The organism is Burkholderia pulmonis, assembly GCF_984667975.1.
In genome coordinates this window covers 124,716-141,834 of the sequence record NZ_OZ480187.1, presented here as the reverse complement: position 1 = coordinate 141,834, position 17,119 = coordinate 124,716, and the positions used below count along the sequence as shown (strand labels likewise).

Below are 17,119 nucleotides of genomic sequence, written 5' to 3'. Positions count from 1 at the left end.
CGTGGTTACGCCTTCACGGGCTGGATCAGCTTCGCACACGCCGCTGCCTGCGGATCGCCCGCGGGCAGCTTCCCGCATACGCCGTCGAACTGCTTCACGACCGACCTGACCGACGCATCGTGCGCGCCGCTGCTGCGCCAGCGGTTCAACTGCGTGACGACCTTGGTGAGCGCACGCAGGTTTGCGCCGTAGAACGCGTCCCGTGTCTTGTCGGCCTGCGCGAGCACACTGGCGGCAATCCCTTCGATGCGCGCCGAATCGTCCGGCGCCAGCTGGACCGCATTCGCAAAGTAAGTCGCGCCCCAGCGCAGCTTCGTCGCCGGCCCGCTCGCCGCGTCGTACGCCTTGCGGTACCAGTCGAGCGCCGTGGCCTTGTCGCCGCGCGCCTTCGCATTCGCGGCCAGCCCGGACATGAAGTAATACGGCGTCGACGAACGCGGCAACTCGGCCTTCAGCAGTGCATCCGACTCGTCGTACAGCCCCGCGTCGGTCAGCGTGTCCGCGCCTTCGCTGACGAGCGCCTGCCGCTCGTACGCGTTCGCCGCGCCCTGCACCGACGCGGCGATCTGCTTGCGTGCGGTATCGGCCAGCGCCGGCGCGACAGGCGGCGCACCCTTGCGTGCATCGCCGCTTGCGAGCAGCACGCGGCCGTGCAGCGCCATCAACCGGTCGATCGACGACAGCGTGGTGTCGGTCGACAGGCGCGCGAGCGCCGCGTCGTACGCGCCGCGCAACTTCGCACGCTGCGCGTCGTCGCCGCCGAGATAGGCAACGACACGCGCCGGCGCCGCGACCAGCACGTCCGAATCGGCCCGCGACAGCGCCGGATCGTGCAGCACCGTGCGCAGCGAATCGGCGAGCGCCGCCTTGTCGAGCGCGCCGGCCTGCGCCGGATCGTCCGACGCGGCGACGACCGTCGATTTCAGCGCGAAGCGCGCCGATTCTGCTTTCGCACCGGCCGCCCGTGCGCGTTGCGCGAGCGACTGCAGCGTCTCGGCAACACGATCGGCCGGCACCGGCAGCGCGCCGTCGGTATCCCACGAATAATCGGCCAGCAGGCGCCATTCGTCCGGCGTCAGCGACCCGCCGTTCTTCAGCGCGGTCGCGAGCGTCTGCCGCACCGGATGCGTGGCCGTCATCCCGAGCGACAGCGCCTGCATGTAGCGGGCGAGATCGGCTTCGCCCGGCAGCCGCGTCACTTCGGTGCCGTCGGGGCGGAACAGGATCATCGTCGGATAGCCGTGCACCTTGAAGCGCTCGCCGAGCTTCTGCGCGCTTTCGGTATCGCCGTCGAGATACACGGGCACGAAGAACGACGAGCGGGCTTTGAATGCCTGCTGGCTGAAGATCGTCGACTTCACCTGGTTGCACGACGGGCACCACACCGCGCCCCAGTACAGCAGCAGCGGCTTGCCGGTGCGCTTCGCGAGCGCGAATGCGGCGTCGACGTCGCCGTGCTGCCACGCGATGCCGGGCGGCAGATGCGCGCCATCGGACGAGGCGCTGACCACCGGTGCGCCCGCAGGCGCGGCCGCGGCAAACGCCGCACCCGCGGCGGCGAACAGGCAGGCGGCAGTCAGATTCCGGAGAACGGTTTTCATGGAAGCGGGTTCCGTTGAGAGAGACGGTTGCGGGAGGCGAGGCGTGCCGGGACGACGGCCGTGAAGCGGGGACGATGAAGCCAGCCGACGTGCCACGCCGCGCATGCATCGAGTCGGAAAAGCGGACGCCGGCAGACGCGACCGGCAAATCCTTTAACGATACGACGGGTACAGCCGGGGGAAAACGAACGAATTCTCGAATGAATATGACGCGCGGCAGCGCAGCCGCGCATGCGGTCGCCCGGGTGTCGGCCGGCCCTTCACGGCCGGCCCTTGATCCGTGCCATGTGATACACGGACGCGTGCGCGCCGTCGCGCAATGCGTAATCCGGCGATTCTCCTTCGATCCGGAACCCGTGCTTCTCGTAAAGCGCGATCGCCGCGCGATTGTCGGTGAACACGGTCAGTTCGAGACGCGTGATGTTCAGCCAGTTTTCCGCGAGATCGATCGCGGCCGCGAGCAGCCGGCTGCCGATGCCGTGCCCGTGACGGGCCGCGTCGACCATCATGCCGAGCCCGGCGGCATGGCGCCGGCGCGGATTCGGCTCCGGATGCAGGCCAAGGTGGCCGACTACCGCGCCGTCGATTTCGGCGACGAGGCTCACGCCGTTCTCGCGCACGCTCTCGATCCGCTTCTGCCATTTCTCGAGCGACGGAAACGGCTGCTGCAGCGTATTCATGTACACCGCGGGATGCGCGGCGATCTGCCGGATCGCGTCGACGTCGTGCGTCTCGCTGTGCCGGATCTTGATATCGGTCATGGGTGGGCCGGTTCCAAAAGATCGCGCCAAAGGCACGGGCTGCGCACGTGCGCAGCAACGTGTCGAGCTTATCCGATTTCACGCATTTGAAACACGGGCGTCACGCCGCTTCACAGGTTGTTGCCTCTACAACGACAGGCGACCACGCGCACGGGCCACGAGTCGGAAATATCTGACCGGTCCCGCGCGAGGGAATCGGTAATTTGTTGCCTTTTCCACCGAAAATAGTTGCGCACGCAACGTCACACGCGCGACATGCCGTGTCATGTCTCCATCACGTCGACGTCATGTCGCCTCCCTAGACTGAGCGCCGCCCAGCCCGGCATGCGCCGGGCCGGTGTGTGTGCCGACACCTGCCCCGCGCATCACGAGCGCGCGGCGCGCAGGATCGCGGCGACGGCCGCTGCCTCCGCGCGATACCGCATGCCGGGCGCGATGCACGCATCACCGCGACATGCTGCCGACGCCTCCGAACGCACACGCATCGCGAATTGTCCCGGGGGGGACGACGCACGGGTGCCTCCACACGAAGTCACGAACGCTCCCACCACCACAGGATCCGAACGCCATGACGTCACGCCGCAAGTTCCTTCAGCAGACCGCCACGTCCGGCCTCGCCGCCGCCGCGCTGTCCGCGTTTCCGCCGAGCATTCGCCGCGCGCTCGCCATTCCCGCGTTCCATGAAACGGGGACCATCAAGGACGTCAAGCACGTCGTGCTGCTGATGATGGAGAACCGTGCATTCGACAGCTACTTCGGCACGTTCAAGGGCGTGCGCGGCTATGGCGACCGCTTCGCGGTGCCATCGCCGAACGGCCGCGACGTGTTCTACCAGGCGTACACGAAGGCGACGCCCGCGGCGACCGTGACGCCGTATCACCTCGACGCGAGCCAGGGCAACGCGCAGCGCGCGGGCGGCACGCCGCATACGTGGGCCGATGCGCAGGTCGCGTGGGATCACGGCCGGATGAACCGCTGGCCCGACGCGAAGACGCCGCTGTCGATGGGCTATTACGACGCCGCGGAAGTGCCGTTCCAGCGCGCGCTCGCCGATGCGTTCACGCTGTGCGACCACTACCACTGCGGGATGCACACGGGCACGATCGCGAACCGCCTGTTCTACTGGAGCGGCACCAACGGCCCGAACGGCATCAGCCCGGCCGACGGCGGCCGCGTGAAGATCGCCGCGCTGAACAACCAGTTCAACGGCGGCAACGACATCGGCCCGTCGAGCCAGGGCTGGACCTGGACGACCTATGCCGACCGCCTGCAGCAGGCCGGTGTGAACTGGAAGGTCTACCAGAGCCTGATCGACAACTTCGGCTGCAACGAGATGATGAGCTTCCGCCACTGGCGCGCGGCGATCGAGCAGATGCCGGCCGCGCGCCGGCCCGCATACGTCGCGTCGACGGACATCACGCAACCGGCGACCGCGGCCGGCGCGTTCTACGATCCGGCGATCGACGATCCGCTGAGCCCGCTCGCGAAAGGGTTCGGCAACACGATGCCGTACGGCTTTCTCGAATCGTTCCGCGACGACATCCGCAACGGCACGCTGCCGGAAGTGTCGTGGATCATCCCGCCGTCCGTGTACAGCGAACACCCGGGGCCGTCGAGCCCCGCGCAGGGCGGCTGGTACGTACAGGCCGTGCTCGACGCACTGACGGCGAACCCCGAGGTGTGGAGCAAGACCGTGCTGCTGGTCAACTACGACGAGAACGACGGCTTCTTCGATCACATGCCGTCGCCGGCCGTGCCGTCGCGCAATCCCGACGGCACGCTCGCGGGCGGCCATACGCTGTCGGCCGCCGACGTCGCGGTCGAGTACCACGACTTCACGCCGGCCACGTCGAGCCAGCCGGCCACCGACGGCCGCCCGTACGGCCCGGGCCCGCGCGTGCCGATGTGGGTCGTGTCGCCGTGGAGCCGCGGCGGCTGGGTCAACTCGCAGGTGTTCGACCATACGTCGACGCTGCTCTTCCTCGAGAAGCGCTTCGGCGTCGCGGAACCGCAGATCAGCCCGTACCGTCGCGCGGTGTGCGGCGACCTGACGAGCGCGCTCAACTTCCGCTCGCCGAACAACGAGCCGCTGCCGACGCTCGCGGGCCGTACGACGAAAAGCCAGGTCGACGCGCTGAGCGCCGCGCAGCAGGCCGCGCCGAAGATCGTGCCGCCGACCGCGCCCGCGCTGCCCGCCCAGGCCACCGGCGTGCGTCCGTCGCGCGCGTTGCCTTACGAGCTGCATGCAAGCGCCCGTACCGATGCCGGCACCGGCACGGTCACGCTGAAGTTCGCGAACACGGGCCGCGCCGCCGCCGTGTTTCACGTCTACGACAAGCTGCACCTCGACCGCCTGCCGCGGCGCTACGTCGTCGAACCGGGCAAGACACTGCACGGCGACTGGGCCGCGCGCGCCGACAACGGCGGTAAATATGACCTGTGGGTGCTCGGCCCGAACGGCTATCACCGCCGCTTCACCGGCGACCTGAGCCGCCTCGCCGGCGCACGCGCGCCGCGCCCGGAAGTGCGCGTCGGCTATGCGGGCGCGAGCGGCAGCCTCCACCTGCGGCTGCGCAACGACGGCGGCGGCACGGTGCGCTTCACGGTGAAGTCGAACCAGGTCTACGGGCCGCTGTCGGGACGCGGCGGCAGCGACGACCACGGTCATGGCCATGGCAACGAGGACGGCAACAGCCAGGGGCGCGGCCACGGTCACGGCACCGGTACCACGTGGACCGTCACGGTGCACGCCGGCGACCGGTCCGAACTGCACTGGAAGCTCGACTCGACCGGCCATTGGTACGACTTCATCGTGACCGCCGACAGCGATGCAAGCTTCTCGCGCCGCGTGGCCGGCCGCGTCGAAACGGGCCGCCACTCGGTCAGCGACCCGGCGATGGGGCTCGCCGACCGCTTCTGACACCGCGCCCGGCGACACGCATTGCAGCGCGTGTCGCCGCCCGCGCCGGCGCGGCCGCGAACGCCGGTCGCGCGCCGGCTGCGGCCGGTGCCCGATCCGGCTGAAACGCCCGCCCGGCGCGGCTCAAACATCAGAAGGATCGGTGGTGTAGCCCTCATTTCACCGCACGAAAATGCTCCGTGTTGCGGCCCGTTCGCGTTAAACTGCGTCAAGCCGTATTCAACAACGACATCTTTGCCGCCAAGGCATCCACGACACGATACGAGGATAGGTTCGATGCGCACTACCGGCTCATCCGGGGCTATGACCCTGCTCACCGAACACGACCCGGCCGACGGCCGCGAACTGCGCTCGCTCCGGCTCGAAGCGACGGGCGACGGCAAAAGCGTGCTGCTGATCGAGATCGACGAACGCAAACCCGGCATCCACCGTGAGGTCCGCTACGAGATCACGCCGGCCGAACTGATCGCGGCGATCCGCTCGCACGGCGCCGAACTGCCCGGCGAGAACCACGGCGCCGCATCGCTCGCTCGTTCGCCGTCCTGATCCAGAACGGTGAGCCGCGTGCAATGCGCGTGCTCACCGACATCCCCCTGCCACCGTCAGGCGCATTCCGTCATTCCCGCCGCTGTCTTGAAAAAGGCCGATAATCGGCCCATCTGCGTTTCCTGCCCACGCCTTTCCTTTTCGGCCAGCCGTCATGCTCCTACGTGACCTCGTCGCCCAGTACGGGCCGCTCCTCGTGTTCGCCAACGTGCTCGCGGCGGCCATCGGCCTGCCGGTGCCCGCGATGCCGACGCTCGTGCTGTTCGGCGCGATGTCCGCGATGCATCCGGCGATGATCGGCTCGCAGCTGGTCACGGTGGTGGCCCTGTCGGTACTCGGCGCGCTGATCGGCGATACCGTCTGGTACCTCGCCGGCCGGCGCTTCGGCGGCACGACGCTGAAGACGATCTGCCGGCTGTCGCTGTCGCGTGACAGCTGCGTGAAAAAGACCGAACGCTTCTTCGGCCGCTACGGCGTGCGCGTGCTCGCCGTCGCACGCTTCATTCCCGGGCTGTCGCTCGTGTCGGTGCCGATGGCCGGCGCGTTCGGCACACGCTATCGCACGTTCGTCGGCTACGATGCGCTCGGCGCCGCGCTGTGGACGATCGTCGGGTTGGTGGTCGGGGTGATGTTCTATCGCCAGATCGACTGGCTGTTCGCCGGCGCGGGCCAGCTTGGCCGCGTGGCGTTGCTGGCGGCCGTCGCGGTGCTGGCGGTGTACGCGGCGATCCGCTGGATGCGCCGCCGCGCGCTGATCCGCCAGCTCGCGAGCGCGCGGATCGGCGTCGACGAGCTCGACGCGATGCTGCGCGATACCTCCGCGCCGGTGGTCCTCGATGTGCGCTCGCCCGAGCACCGCAAGCTCGACCCGTTCACGATTCCCGGCGCGCAGTTTGCGGACGAACGCCAGATCGGCGACATCGTCGCGCGCTATCCGATCACGCAGAAATTCGTCGTGTATTGCTCGTGCCCGAACGAGTTCACGGCCGCGCTGATGGCGAAGCGCCTGCTCGACGCAGGCTTCACCGATGCGCTCGCGCTGCGCGGCGGCCTCGACGCATGGCGCGATACGGGCCGCCAGCTCACGTCGCTCGTGGAAGAGATGCCCGCCGCGAACGACCCGGTCGCGGGGTTGCACAAGCCGGCCTGAGCGCCCTGCTGACAGGCCGGCTGCGCGATGCGGGGGAACACGGTTCCCCCTTCGATCAGAACGCGTGCAGCGGCAGGTTCACGACCAGGCGGTACTCGCGGTTCGTCGCGTCCGAGTAGTGAGCCGAACCGTTGTGCCACATCGCGATGAACGTGACCTTCGTGTCCTTCAGCTTGCCGCTCTGGAACGTGTACGACGGGATGAAGCCGAACTCGTGGTGACGGCCCTGCACCGGTGCGCCGTTGCTCCAGTAGATGCTCGACTTGGTCGGGTCGTTGGCCGCGCCCACGCTGCCGTCCGCACCCCAGCCCGTCACGCCCCAGACCATCGCCTTGAAGCCCGGCAGGCCCGCTTCCTTACCGTAGAACGTGTAACGCAGCTGCAGCGACTTTTCGTGCGGCGCGTTGTAGTCGACGTCCATCGAGTTGACGAGGAAGATGCCGTTCGTTTCGTTCAGGTAATCGAAGAACTGGTCGCCCAGCACTTGCTGGAAGCCGAGCAGCAGCTCGTGCGGGCCGTGCTGCGCAGCCAGCGACAGGCTGTATGCGTTGTTGTCGATCTTGCCCTGCAGCGCATCGCCCGTGTCGTGCGTCGAGTAGACGTTACCGAAGCCGGTCCACTTGATCGTCTGCGGGCTGCCGATGCTGTGCTTCACCGACGCGTAGTACTGATGCCACACGTCGTCGGCCTGGTTCGCGTACAGCGCGACTTCGCCGTTCGGCGAGTAGTCCCACGTACCGCCGACATACGACAGGCGATTGATGCGCGTGCCGCCGTACTGCGTCGTCAGGTTCGTGAGCGTCGTGTGACCGCGCGCGTCGGTCTTCGTGAAGCTGCCGGCCTCGAGCATCACGTTCTTGAATTCATTGCTGACGATCGTCGCACCGAGGAACGTCGGCGGCAGCGCACGGTTGTCGTGCTGCTCCATGAACGGGTTGTCGACGGCCTGCAGACCGTACTTGACCACCGTGTTCGAGATGCGCGCCTTGATGTCGTAGATGCCCGGGTAGGCCCATGCGAGCTGGTTGCCGCCACCGCCGCCCTTCGCGATGTGCACCATGCTGCCGGCACCTTCGCCGCCGTCGAGCTTCAGCGCCGCATACAGCGATGCATCGAAACCGATCCCGATCAGGCCCGTCGTGTAGCCCGATTCGAAGTTGGCCATCGCGCCCTGGACCCATGCGTGACGATGCGGCCCGCCCTTGCTGTCGAGCACGTCGGAATAGTTGCGGAACAGGAAATCGAGATGGCTGTCGGCGATGAAGCCCTTCGATTTCGACTGCGCGGACGGCTCGGCAGTCGGCGTGACGGCCTGGTCGGCTTCGGCGTTGACAATGGCGTTCGGGGTCGGTGCCTGCGCAACGGTGGCGCTGGTACCGGCGGCCGGTGCGGCCTGCGCGACCGTCAGCGGTGCGGGGGCCGCGTCGTCGGCGTGCGCAACGCCCGTCAACGAGACGCCGGCGAGTGCCGGTAGTCCCCATGCAAGCAGCATCTTCGATGCCGTCCCGATCGTCTTCTGTTTTTTCATCGTAATTCTCGTCTTGTTTGATATCGTCCACGCCGGTTGCGATCCGCTCCCGGCCCCCCGGCGCGCCCGGTTAAGGACGCGCCTGTACCCGCGGCGCGAAGATCATTCGCGCCGCCACTGCCCCTGTTGACCTGCCTGGTTTTATTTGCCGCGCTACTTCACTTCACGCCGCACCCGCACGGATGCACGCGACACGCGCCGCCGACCCCTGCCGAACTTCCGGCAGCGGCACGTCCTGCGCGCATGCGTCGATCGCGACCGGGCAACGCGTGCGGAACGCGCAGCCGGACGGCGGGTTGAGCGGCGAGGGCATCTCGCCCGCCAGCAGCATCGGACGGCGAGCACGCTCGCGCGCCGGCTCCGGCGTCGGCGCCGCATCGAGCAGCGCCTTCGTGTACGGGTGTTGAGGCACGCCGTACACGTCATGCCGCGTGCCGAACTCCATCACGCGGCCGAGATACATCACGAGCACACGCTGGCTGATCGCCTTGACCACCGCCAGATCGTGCGCAACGAACAGATAGGACAACGACAGTTCCCGCTGCAGGTCGCGCAGCAGGTTCACGATCTGCGCCTGGATCGACACGTCGAGCGCCGATACCGGTTCGTCGCAGATCACGAGCTTCGGCTCGCCGATCAGCGCGCGTGCAATTCCGACGCGCTGGCACTGTCCGCCGGAAAATTCATGGGGATAACGCAGCAGGTGATGCGCATTCAGGCCGACGCGTTCGAGCATCGTGATCACGCGGCGGCGCACTTCGGTGCGGCCGAGGCCCGAGTGGTGCGTGACGAGCGGCTCCGCGACGACCTGTTCGATCGTCATGCGCGGGTCGAGCGACGCGAGCGGATCCTGGAAGATCATCTGCACTTCGCGCCGCATCGCGGTACCGCGCAGGTGATCGGGTGCAACGGCCTGGTCGCGCCACTTCACCGTGCCGTCCGTCATCGGCACGAGGCCGATCAGCGCACGCGCGAGCGTCGACTTCCCGCAGCCCGATTCGCCGACCAGCCCGACCGTCTCGCCGCGCTTCACGTCGAACGACACGCCGTCGACCGCGCGCAGCGTGCCCTTCGGCGACCACGGAAAGCCGCCGAGCGGCACACGGAAATGCACCTTCAGATTCTCGACGGACAGCAGCGTGTCGTCCGTCGCGCCGGTACGGCGGCGTTCATCGACGCTCATCGCAGACCTCCCGTCAGATCGGCCACGGGCCGGTGGCACGCGCGCACCGCGCCCACGGCGCCATAGGTTTCGAGCGCGGGGCGCGCGGCGCCGCAGCGTTCTTCCGCATACGTGCAGCGCTTCGCGAACGCGCAGCCGGCCGGCGCGGTGCCGGGCATCGGCGGATTGCCGGGAATCGCGACGAGCGGCGCGTCGTCCGCGTCGGTCAGGCGCGGCAGCGCGTTGAGCAGGCCGATCGTGTACGGATGCGACGGTGCCGCGAAGATCGATTCGGCCGGCGCGTATTCGACGGTGCGGCCCGCATACATGACCATCACGTCGTCCGCGAGGCCGGCGACAACACCCATGTCGTGCGTGATCAGCACGATCGCGGTGCCGCGCTCGCGGTTCAGCTCGCGCAGCAGGTCGATGATCTGTGCCTGCACGGTCACGTCGAGCGCGGTGGTCGGTTCGTCGGCGATCAGGATTTCCGGCTCGGACAGCAGCGCCATCGCGATCATCACGCGCTGCCGCATGCCGCCCGAGAACTCGTGCGGATACATGCGGATGCGGCGCGCGGCATCCGGAATGCGCACCGATTCGAGCGCCTCGATTGCCCGCTTGGTCGCCTCCTTGCGCGACAGCTTGCGGTGCAGCTGCAGCGTCTCGGTCATCTGCCGCTCGATCGTCAGAAACGGATTGAGCGACGTCATCGGATCCTGGAAGATCATCGCGATCCGGTCGCCGCGCACCGCGTTCAGCGCGCGCGTATTCATCTCGAGCAGGTTGTCGCCTCGGTAACGCGCGGTGCCGGTCGTCGTGCCGTTGCCGGCCAGCAGGCCGAGCAATGCCATCACGGTCTGGCTCTTGCCCGAGCCCGATTCGCCGACGATGCCGAGCGTCTTGCCGGCTTCGAGCGAGAACGACACGCCGCTCACGGCGTCGATCGTCGGCGCATCCTTGCGCGTGAAGCGCACGCCGAGGTTGTCTACTTCCAGTAGTGCGGTCATGCCAGCCTCCGCCGGGCCGCCCGGCACTTCGACGGCAGAGCCTGGAGGAGACGGGGGGGCTGCGCCCCCCCGAGCGAATAAAGTGAGCGTGGGGGTCGTTTCATCTTAGCGATCCTTCGGGTCGAGCGCGTCACGCAGGCCATCGCCAACGAAGTTCACGCAATAGAGCGTCACGCACAGCATGACGGCCGGGGCCAGCAGCAGCCACGGCATCGATTCCAGTTTTTGCGCGCCGTCCTGGATCAGCACGCCCCAGCTCGTCATCGGTTCCTGCACGCCGAGGCCGAGGAACGACAGCACCGATTCCGTCAGCACGATGTTCGGCACCGAGACCGTCGCGTACACGACGACCACGCCGAGCAGGTTCGGCACGATGTGGCGCAGCACGATCGAGGCCGGCGACACGCCGATCGCGCGCGCCGCATCGACGAACTCGCGGTTGCGCAGCGACAGCGTCTGGCCGCGCACGACGCGCGCCATGTCGATCCACGAGAACGCGCTGATGGTCAGCACGACCAGCATGAACGAGCGGCCGAACAGGGTCATCATCAGGATCGCGATCAGCAGGTACGGGATCGCGTACATCATGTCGACGACACGCATCATCAAGGAGTCGACACGGCCGCCCGCGAAGCCCGCGGTCGCACCCCACGCGACGCCGAACAGGCCCGACACGAGCGTGCCGAGCAGGCCGACCTCGATCGATACGCGGCCGCCGATCAGCGTGCGCACGAGCAGGTCGCGGCCGAGCTCGTCGGTGCCGAGCCAGTGCTGGTTCGCCCAGGTCGGCGCCAGGCTGATCGAGCCCCAGTCGCTCGCGGCGGGATCGGCCGCGAGCAGCAACGGGCCGACGAAGCACGCGAGCGTGATCAGCACGAGCAGCACGAGGCTGAACACCGCCGCGCGGTTGTGGAGGAAGCGCGCGAACGCAAGCTCGAGCGGCGAGCGCGAACGCGGCGGCGAATCGGTCTGCACGGGCAGGCCGACGACGGGAGTAGTCGGAGTCATCGCGGTGCCTCGCTCAATAACGGATGCGCGGATCGAGCCATGCGTACGCAAGGTCGACCAGCAGGTTGAACAGCACGGCGCAGACGGTCGTCAGCACGACGAGGCCCAGCACCAGCGTGTAGTCGCGGTTGATGGCGCCGTTCACGACGAGCTGCCCGAGGCCGGGCAGCGCGAACACCGATTCGGTGACGACGGCCGCCGTGATCGACGTGATGCAGACCGTGCCGAACAGCGACACGACCGGCATCAGCGCGGGCTTCAGCGCGTGGCGCAGCACGATCGTCGAGCCCGGCAGGCCCTTCGCGCGCGCGGTGCGGATGTAGTTGCTCGACAGCGTCTCGATCATCGAGCCGCGCATCACGCGGGCGAGCAGCGATACGTTGATGAGGGTCAGCAGCGCGATCGGCAGCAGCCGGTACCGCCAGCCGCCGTCGCCCCAACCGCCGGCCGGCAGCCAGCCGTTGCCTTCCGACGTCTTCAGCAGGATCGCGAAGATCCACACCATGACGGGGCCGAGCACGAACGGCGGCACGACGTTGCCGAAGTTGCCGATCAGCATCACGAAACGGTCGATCACGCTGTCGCGGCGCACGGCCGCGACGGTGCCGAGCAGCACGCCGAGCACGATCGAGATCGGGATCGACACGCCGCCCACGCCGAGGCTCACGGGCAGCGCCTTCTTCACGAGATCGTTCACCGACCAGTCGACGTAACGGAACGACGGGCCGAGATCACCGTGCAGCAGCGCACCGAGATACATCAGGTACTGCTTCCACAGCGGCTCGTCGAGGTGGTATTTCGCGTTCAGGTTCGCGAGCGTCGCGGCGGACAACTGCTTTTCCGAATCGAACGGACCGCCGGGCGTGAAATGCAGCAGCAGGTAGCAGACGGTGATGACCGCGAGAATGGTCGGCACCGCCCACAACGTGCGCCTCAATGCGTAGGCCAGCATGATCGCTCCGTCAGTGCTTGATCAGGTACAGGTCCTGCGAAGCACGCATGTCGATCACGTTCTTCAGCGAATAGCCGCCCACGTAGGGCTTCACGAGACGGTCGGCCGAGTACTGGAACAGCGGCACCATCGGCGTGTCGTTCATCGCCAGGTCGTGCGCCTGCGTGAGCAGCGCGGCGCGCGCCTTGTCGTCGAGCTTCTGGTTGCCTTCCTCGACGAGCGCGTCGACCTGCTTGTTGCAGTAGCCGACGGTGTTCTGCGAGCTGCCGCAGCGGATCAGGTCGAAGAAGGTCATCGCGTCGTTGTAGTCGGCGAACCAGCCGTCACGCGCGATCTGCACCTTGCCGTCGTGACGCTCCTTCATCAGCACCTTGAACTCGACGTTCTCGAGCTTCGTGTTGATGCCGAGCTTCGTGCGCCATTCCGATGCGGTAAACAATGCGACCTTCTTGTGCAGGTCGTTGGTGTTGTACGTGAGCGTGAACGACAGCGGCTTCGCGTCCGAGTAGCCGGCCTGCTTCAGCAGGTCCTTCGCGGTCGCGATGCGCTTGGCCATCGGCCACGACGCCCATTCCGGCGTGAACGGCTGCACGCCCTTCGTGCCGTTCGGCATCAGGCCGAACATCGGCTTCTCGCCGGCCTGCGTGAGCTTCGACGTGAGCACGTCGCGGTCGATCACCATCGACAGCGCCTGGCGCACGCGCTTGTCCTTCAGCGCCGCGTCGCTGTTGTTCAGGTAGTAGTAGTACGTCGCGAGCTGCAGGCCCGGGCGCAGTTCGCCGCCGAACTGCTTGCTGACCTGCTGGAAGATGCCCGACGGGATCGAGTAGCTGTAGTCGATCTGGCCGGCCTGGTACATGCGCATCGCGGTTTCGTCGCTTTCGATCGGCAGGTACGTGACCTTGTTGATCACGACCTTCGGCGCGTTCCAGTACTTCGCGTCCTTCGACACGACGATGCGGTTGTTCGGCTGCCAGTCGACGAGCTGGTATGCGCCGTTGCTGACGATGTTGCCCGGGCGCGTCCATGCATCGCCGAACTTCGCGACGACGTCCTTGTTCACCGGCACGAGCGGCGCCATCGCGGTCAGCTCGGGGAAGAACGCGACGGGCACGTCGGTCGTCACTTCCAGCGTGTACGGATCGACGGCGCGCACGGCGAGCGTCGACGGTGCGGCCTTGCCTGCGATGATGTCCTTCGAGTTCTTGATGAACTCGACGAGGATCGTGTATTTCGAGCCCGTCTTCGGATCGACGAGGCGCTGCCACGAATAGACGAAATCGGCGGCCGTCACCGGCTGGCCGTTGCTCCACTTCGCGTCATGGCGAAGCTTGAAGATCCATGTCTGCGGCGTCTTGCGTTCCCACGACAGCGCGACGCCCGGCACGACCTGGCCTGCCGCATCGATGCGCGCCAGCCCTTCGAACAGGTCGAGGCCGATCGTGTTGCCGGTCCACGATTCGATGTGCGCGGGGTCGAGCGATTCGACTTCGGCGGGCACCTGTCGCGTCAGGTCCTGTTGGGGAGCGAGCGTGACGTTCGACGGAACGGTAACGGCGTGAGCGGCGGGCGTCGTCAGGGCGAGCGCGGCCAGCACGGCCGACATGGCATGCAAGGATTTCATCGTGGCTGTCTTGAGAAGGTTTGTTCGGGGCGTCGCGCGGCGAATGCCGCGGATTACGCGTGAGACGCTGACGGGTGCAGCGATTGAGGAGGCCCGTGATTCTCGTATTGCATATTAGTATTCCTTACGTTTCTTTCGACAGGTATCCCGTCTTCGAAACGAAGGAATACCTGTGCGCTAGAACAGCCTCGGTGTACCGACCCAGACCACCACCGACTCCACTTTTGCGGTGTTGACCCAGCTGTGCGGGACCGTCGACTGATAGTGCGAACTGTCGCCGGCCTGCAGGACGAACGTCTTGCCTTCCAGCGTCAGCGACACTTCCCCTTCAATCACATACAGGAACTCCTCTCCTGCATGTGTCGTCACCTCCGACCGCTTCTGCCCCGGCGGCATCCTCACGAGGATCGCCTCCAGCTGGCGCCCTTCGGATACGTTCGTCAGCCGCGCGAACAGGTTCGCCGAATCGGCAAACCCGAAGAAGCGCAACTGCTCGCCTCGGCAGACCGAGCGTTCTTCACTCGGCGTATCCACGAAGTACTGCACCGTCACACCCAGCGCGTGCGCGATACCGGCCAGTGATGTCAGGGACGGCGACGCGAGCCCGCGCTCGACTTGAGACAGAAACGGCTTCGAAATCCCCGCGGCGGTAGCGGTGTCGTCGAGCGTGCGCTTGAGTCGTTGGCGCAACGCGCGAATCTTGCTGCCCAGTGCGGCGGCAGCGTCTGCAGACCGCGAGTTTTCAGTGGGGGGAACCATAGCAGGCCGAAAAGTGATCGTCAAAAAATGTTTGATGGAAAATAACTAAGTTAGATCGATATAGCTTAGTCTTCGGGTTCGCATACGCCTTCGGTGTTGAGCCCGGTGCACTAAACAGGGCACGAAGCGAGCGAAATGACGCGCTATCTTGCCAGACTCGCCGGCTTCACAGGCAAGCTGCAAGCGGCTCTCCGGGAATCCTCGGATGCCCAGCGCGAATTCTTACAAATAAATGATGAGACGAATGTTCCTGAAAGCTGCTGCCAGATCGGGAGTTTCCCTAGGTAGCACACACCTGTCGCACCGGACCGGCAACCGTTACCATGCGCGCGCCGGTCGGGGACCTTCCCCGCCCCACCAGGCGGTGTCCGACCCCGGCCCGGGCTAATCCGCCCGACTGTTCCATCGCCAGCGCAAAGCTTACCCGGCCCATTGCACACAGGCGCCAGTTCGACCCCAAGACGACGCGCGATCCGTGCCGTCCGTTTCAACCGAGATTGATGATGCATTCACCTGTTTCACAAACCCGATCGTTCACGACGGTCTTCCTCATCGAAATGTGGGAGCGCTTCGGCTACTACGGCATGGCCGCGCTCCTGGTCCTCTTCATGGTCGACCGGCTCGGTTTCACCGACAGCCACGCGAACCTGACCTGGGGTGCGTTCACCGCACTCGTCTATGCCGCGCCGTCGATCGGCGGCTGGATCGGCGACAAGGTGCTCGGCGCCCGCCGCACGATGATCATCGGCGCGTCCGTGCTGTCCGCCGGCTACCTGATGCTCGCGGTGCCGAACGACCACCTGACGTACATGTACGCGTCGCTCGGCGTGATCGTGGTCGGCAACGGCCTGTTCAAGGCCAACGCGGCGAACCTCGTGCGCCGCATCTACGAAGGCGACGACGCACGTATCGACAGCGCATTCACGATCTATTACATGGCGGTCAACATCGGCTCGACGGTGTCGATGCTCGCGACGCCGTGGATCAAGGATCACTGGGGCTGGCACGCCGCGTTCGCGGTCTGCTGCGGCGGCATGCTGCTCGCGATCCTCAACTTCATGCTGATGCACCGCACGCTCGCACACGTCGGCTCGAAGCCGGACGACGAACCGATCCGCTGGAAACGCCTCGGTGCGGTCGCGCTCGGCGGCGTCGCGCTCGCGCTGGTCACGCTGTACGTCCTGCAGCACAAGCAGCTCGCCGTTGCCAGCGTGTGGACGGCGGCGTTCGCGATCCTCGCGATCTTCGCATACATGATCGCGAAGTCGGAGCGCTCGGAGCGCGCGGGCCTGATCGCGGCACTCGTGCTGATCGGCCAGGTGATCCTGTTCTTCATCTTCTACGTGCAGATGTCGACGTCGCTGACGCTGTTCGCGCTGCGCAACGTCGATCCGCGTTTCATGCTGTTCGGCACGACGCTGTTCACGTGGAGCGCCGCGCAGTTCCAGGCGCTGAACCCGATCTGGATCATGCTGCTGAGCCCGGTGCTCGTGCTGGTCTACAACGCCGTCGCGAAGGGCGGCCGTGACCTGCCGGTCGCCGCGAAGTACGCACTCGGCTTCGGCGCGGTCGCCGCGGGCTACCTGGTGTTCACGATCAGCGGCCGCTACGCGATCGACGGCCGCGTGTCGTCGTGGTTCATGGTGTGGGGCTACGGCCTCTACTCGCTCGGCGAACTGCTGGTGAGCGGCCTCGGCCTCGCGATGATCGCCCGCTACGTGCCGGCGCGCATGAGCGGCTTCATGATGGGCGCGTATTTCGTCGCGACGGGCGTGTCGCAGTATCTGGGCAGCGTCGTCGCGAACTTCGCGCAGATGCCGTCGCACGAACTGCCGGCCACCGAATCGCTGCCGCTCTACCTGTCGCTGTTCGAGAAGCTCGGCTGGCTCGCCGCGATCGGCATGGTGCTCGCGCTGCTGCTGCTGCCGCTGATGAACCGCCTGTCGCGCCAGCATCAGCGCTGCACGGAAGAGCGCCGCGAAGAAGCGCTGCAGGCGCAGGCCGTCGCCGCGCAGTAAGTACTATCCCTCGGCGTGCGGCCTGCACGCCACATTCTCCCGCCAGCCACGCGAACGCGTCCTACACTGGTTGCAGGACG

13 protein-coding genes are annotated in these 17,119 nt (G+C 66.8%); 4 read left to right on the top strand and 9 right to left on the bottom strand.

Annotation, left to right across the window (positions count from 1 at the left end):
• Window positions 1–5: 5 nt before the first annotated feature.
• On the bottom strand, window positions 6–1,601 hold the full coding sequence (locus tag AC5LXK_RS17430; RefSeq protein WP_493392735.1) for a thioredoxin family protein: 1,596 nt from the start codon (window positions 1,599–1,601) through the stop codon (window positions 6–8).
• A 260-nt stretch (window positions 1,602–1,861) separates the two neighbouring features.
• Window positions 1,862–2,362 (bottom strand): GNAT family N-acetyltransferase, encoded by a 501-nt coding sequence (locus tag AC5LXK_RS17425; RefSeq protein ID WP_493392734.1) that lies wholly within the window; start codon window positions 2,360–2,362, stop codon window positions 1,862–1,864.
• A 568-nt stretch (window positions 2,363–2,930) separates the two neighbouring features.
• Between AC5LXK_RS17425 and AC5LXK_RS17420 the strand changes: the two genes are divergently transcribed.
• From AC5LXK_RS17420 to AC5LXK_RS17410, 3 genes are all read left to right on the top strand, one after another.
• Window positions 2,931–5,282: a phosphocholine-specific phospholipase C gene (locus tag AC5LXK_RS17420; RefSeq protein ID WP_493392733.1), complete on the top strand. Its 2,352-nt coding sequence runs from the start codon at window positions 2,931–2,933 to the stop codon at window positions 5,280–5,282.
• A 276-nt stretch (window positions 5,283–5,558) separates the two neighbouring features.
• On the top strand, window positions 5,559–5,828 hold the full coding sequence (locus AC5LXK_RS17415) for a hypothetical protein (RefSeq protein ID WP_059448929.1): 270 nt from the start codon (window positions 5,559–5,561) through the stop codon (window positions 5,826–5,828).
• A 154-nt stretch (window positions 5,829–5,982) separates the two neighbouring features.
• Entirely contained in the window at window positions 5,983–6,978 is a 996-nt protein-coding gene (locus AC5LXK_RS17410; RefSeq protein WP_493392732.1) for a DedA family protein/thiosulfate sulfurtransferase GlpE, read from the top strand.
• 55 nt (window positions 6,979–7,033) lie between these two features.
• On the opposite strand, the gene AC5LXK_RS17405 is transcribed toward AC5LXK_RS17410, so the two are convergent.
• The 7 genes from AC5LXK_RS17405 to AC5LXK_RS17375 form a co-directional block, all read right to left on the bottom strand.
• Window positions 7,034–8,506, bottom strand: coding sequence for an OprD family porin (locus AC5LXK_RS17405; RefSeq protein WP_493392731.1), 1,473 nt, complete (start codon window positions 8,504–8,506; stop codon window positions 7,034–7,036).
• Window positions 8,507–8,669: 163 nt separating this feature from the next.
• Window positions 8,670–9,689 carry an ABC transporter ATP-binding protein gene (locus tag AC5LXK_RS17400; protein ID WP_493392730.1) on the bottom strand — a complete coding sequence of 340 codons (1,020 nt, stop codon included), beginning with the start codon at window positions 9,687–9,689 and terminating at the stop codon, window positions 8,670–8,672.
• On the bottom strand, window positions 9,686–10,678 hold the full coding sequence (locus tag AC5LXK_RS17395) for an ABC transporter ATP-binding protein (RefSeq protein WP_493392729.1): 993 nt from the start codon (window positions 10,676–10,678) through the stop codon (window positions 9,686–9,688). Before AC5LXK_RS17395 ends, AC5LXK_RS17400 begins: the two co-directional genes overlap by 4 nt.
• 105 nt (window positions 10,679–10,783) lie before the next feature.
• Window positions 10,784–11,686, bottom strand: a complete 903-nt coding sequence (locus AC5LXK_RS17390; RefSeq protein ID WP_493392728.1) for an ABC transporter permease — start codon at window positions 11,684–11,686, stop codon at window positions 10,784–10,786.
• Window positions 11,687–11,699: 13 nt separating this feature from the next.
• Window positions 11,700–12,638: an ABC transporter permease subunit gene (locus AC5LXK_RS17385; protein ID WP_493392727.1), complete on the bottom strand. Its 939-nt coding sequence runs from the start codon at window positions 12,636–12,638 to the stop codon at window positions 11,700–11,702.
• A 10-nt stretch (window positions 12,639–12,648) separates the two neighbouring features.
• Window positions 12,649–14,262: a peptide ABC transporter substrate-binding protein gene (locus AC5LXK_RS17380; RefSeq protein ID WP_493392726.1), complete on the bottom strand. Its 1,614-nt coding sequence runs from the start codon at window positions 14,260–14,262 to the stop codon at window positions 12,649–12,651.
• A gap of 177 nt (window positions 14,263–14,439) precedes the next feature.
• Complete coding sequence (locus AC5LXK_RS17375) at window positions 14,440–15,021, bottom strand: cupin domain-containing protein (protein ID WP_059238510.1); 582 nt, start codon at window positions 15,019–15,021, stop codon at window positions 14,440–14,442.
• A 500-nt stretch (window positions 15,022–15,521) separates the two neighbouring features.
• On the opposite strand from AC5LXK_RS17375, the gene AC5LXK_RS17370 reads away from it, so the two are divergent.
• A complete protein-coding gene (locus AC5LXK_RS17370; protein ID WP_493392725.1) occupies window positions 15,522–17,039 on the top strand; it encodes a peptide MFS transporter in 1,518 nt (505 codons plus the stop codon).
• The last annotated feature ends 80 nt before the right edge of the window (window positions 17,040–17,119 follow it).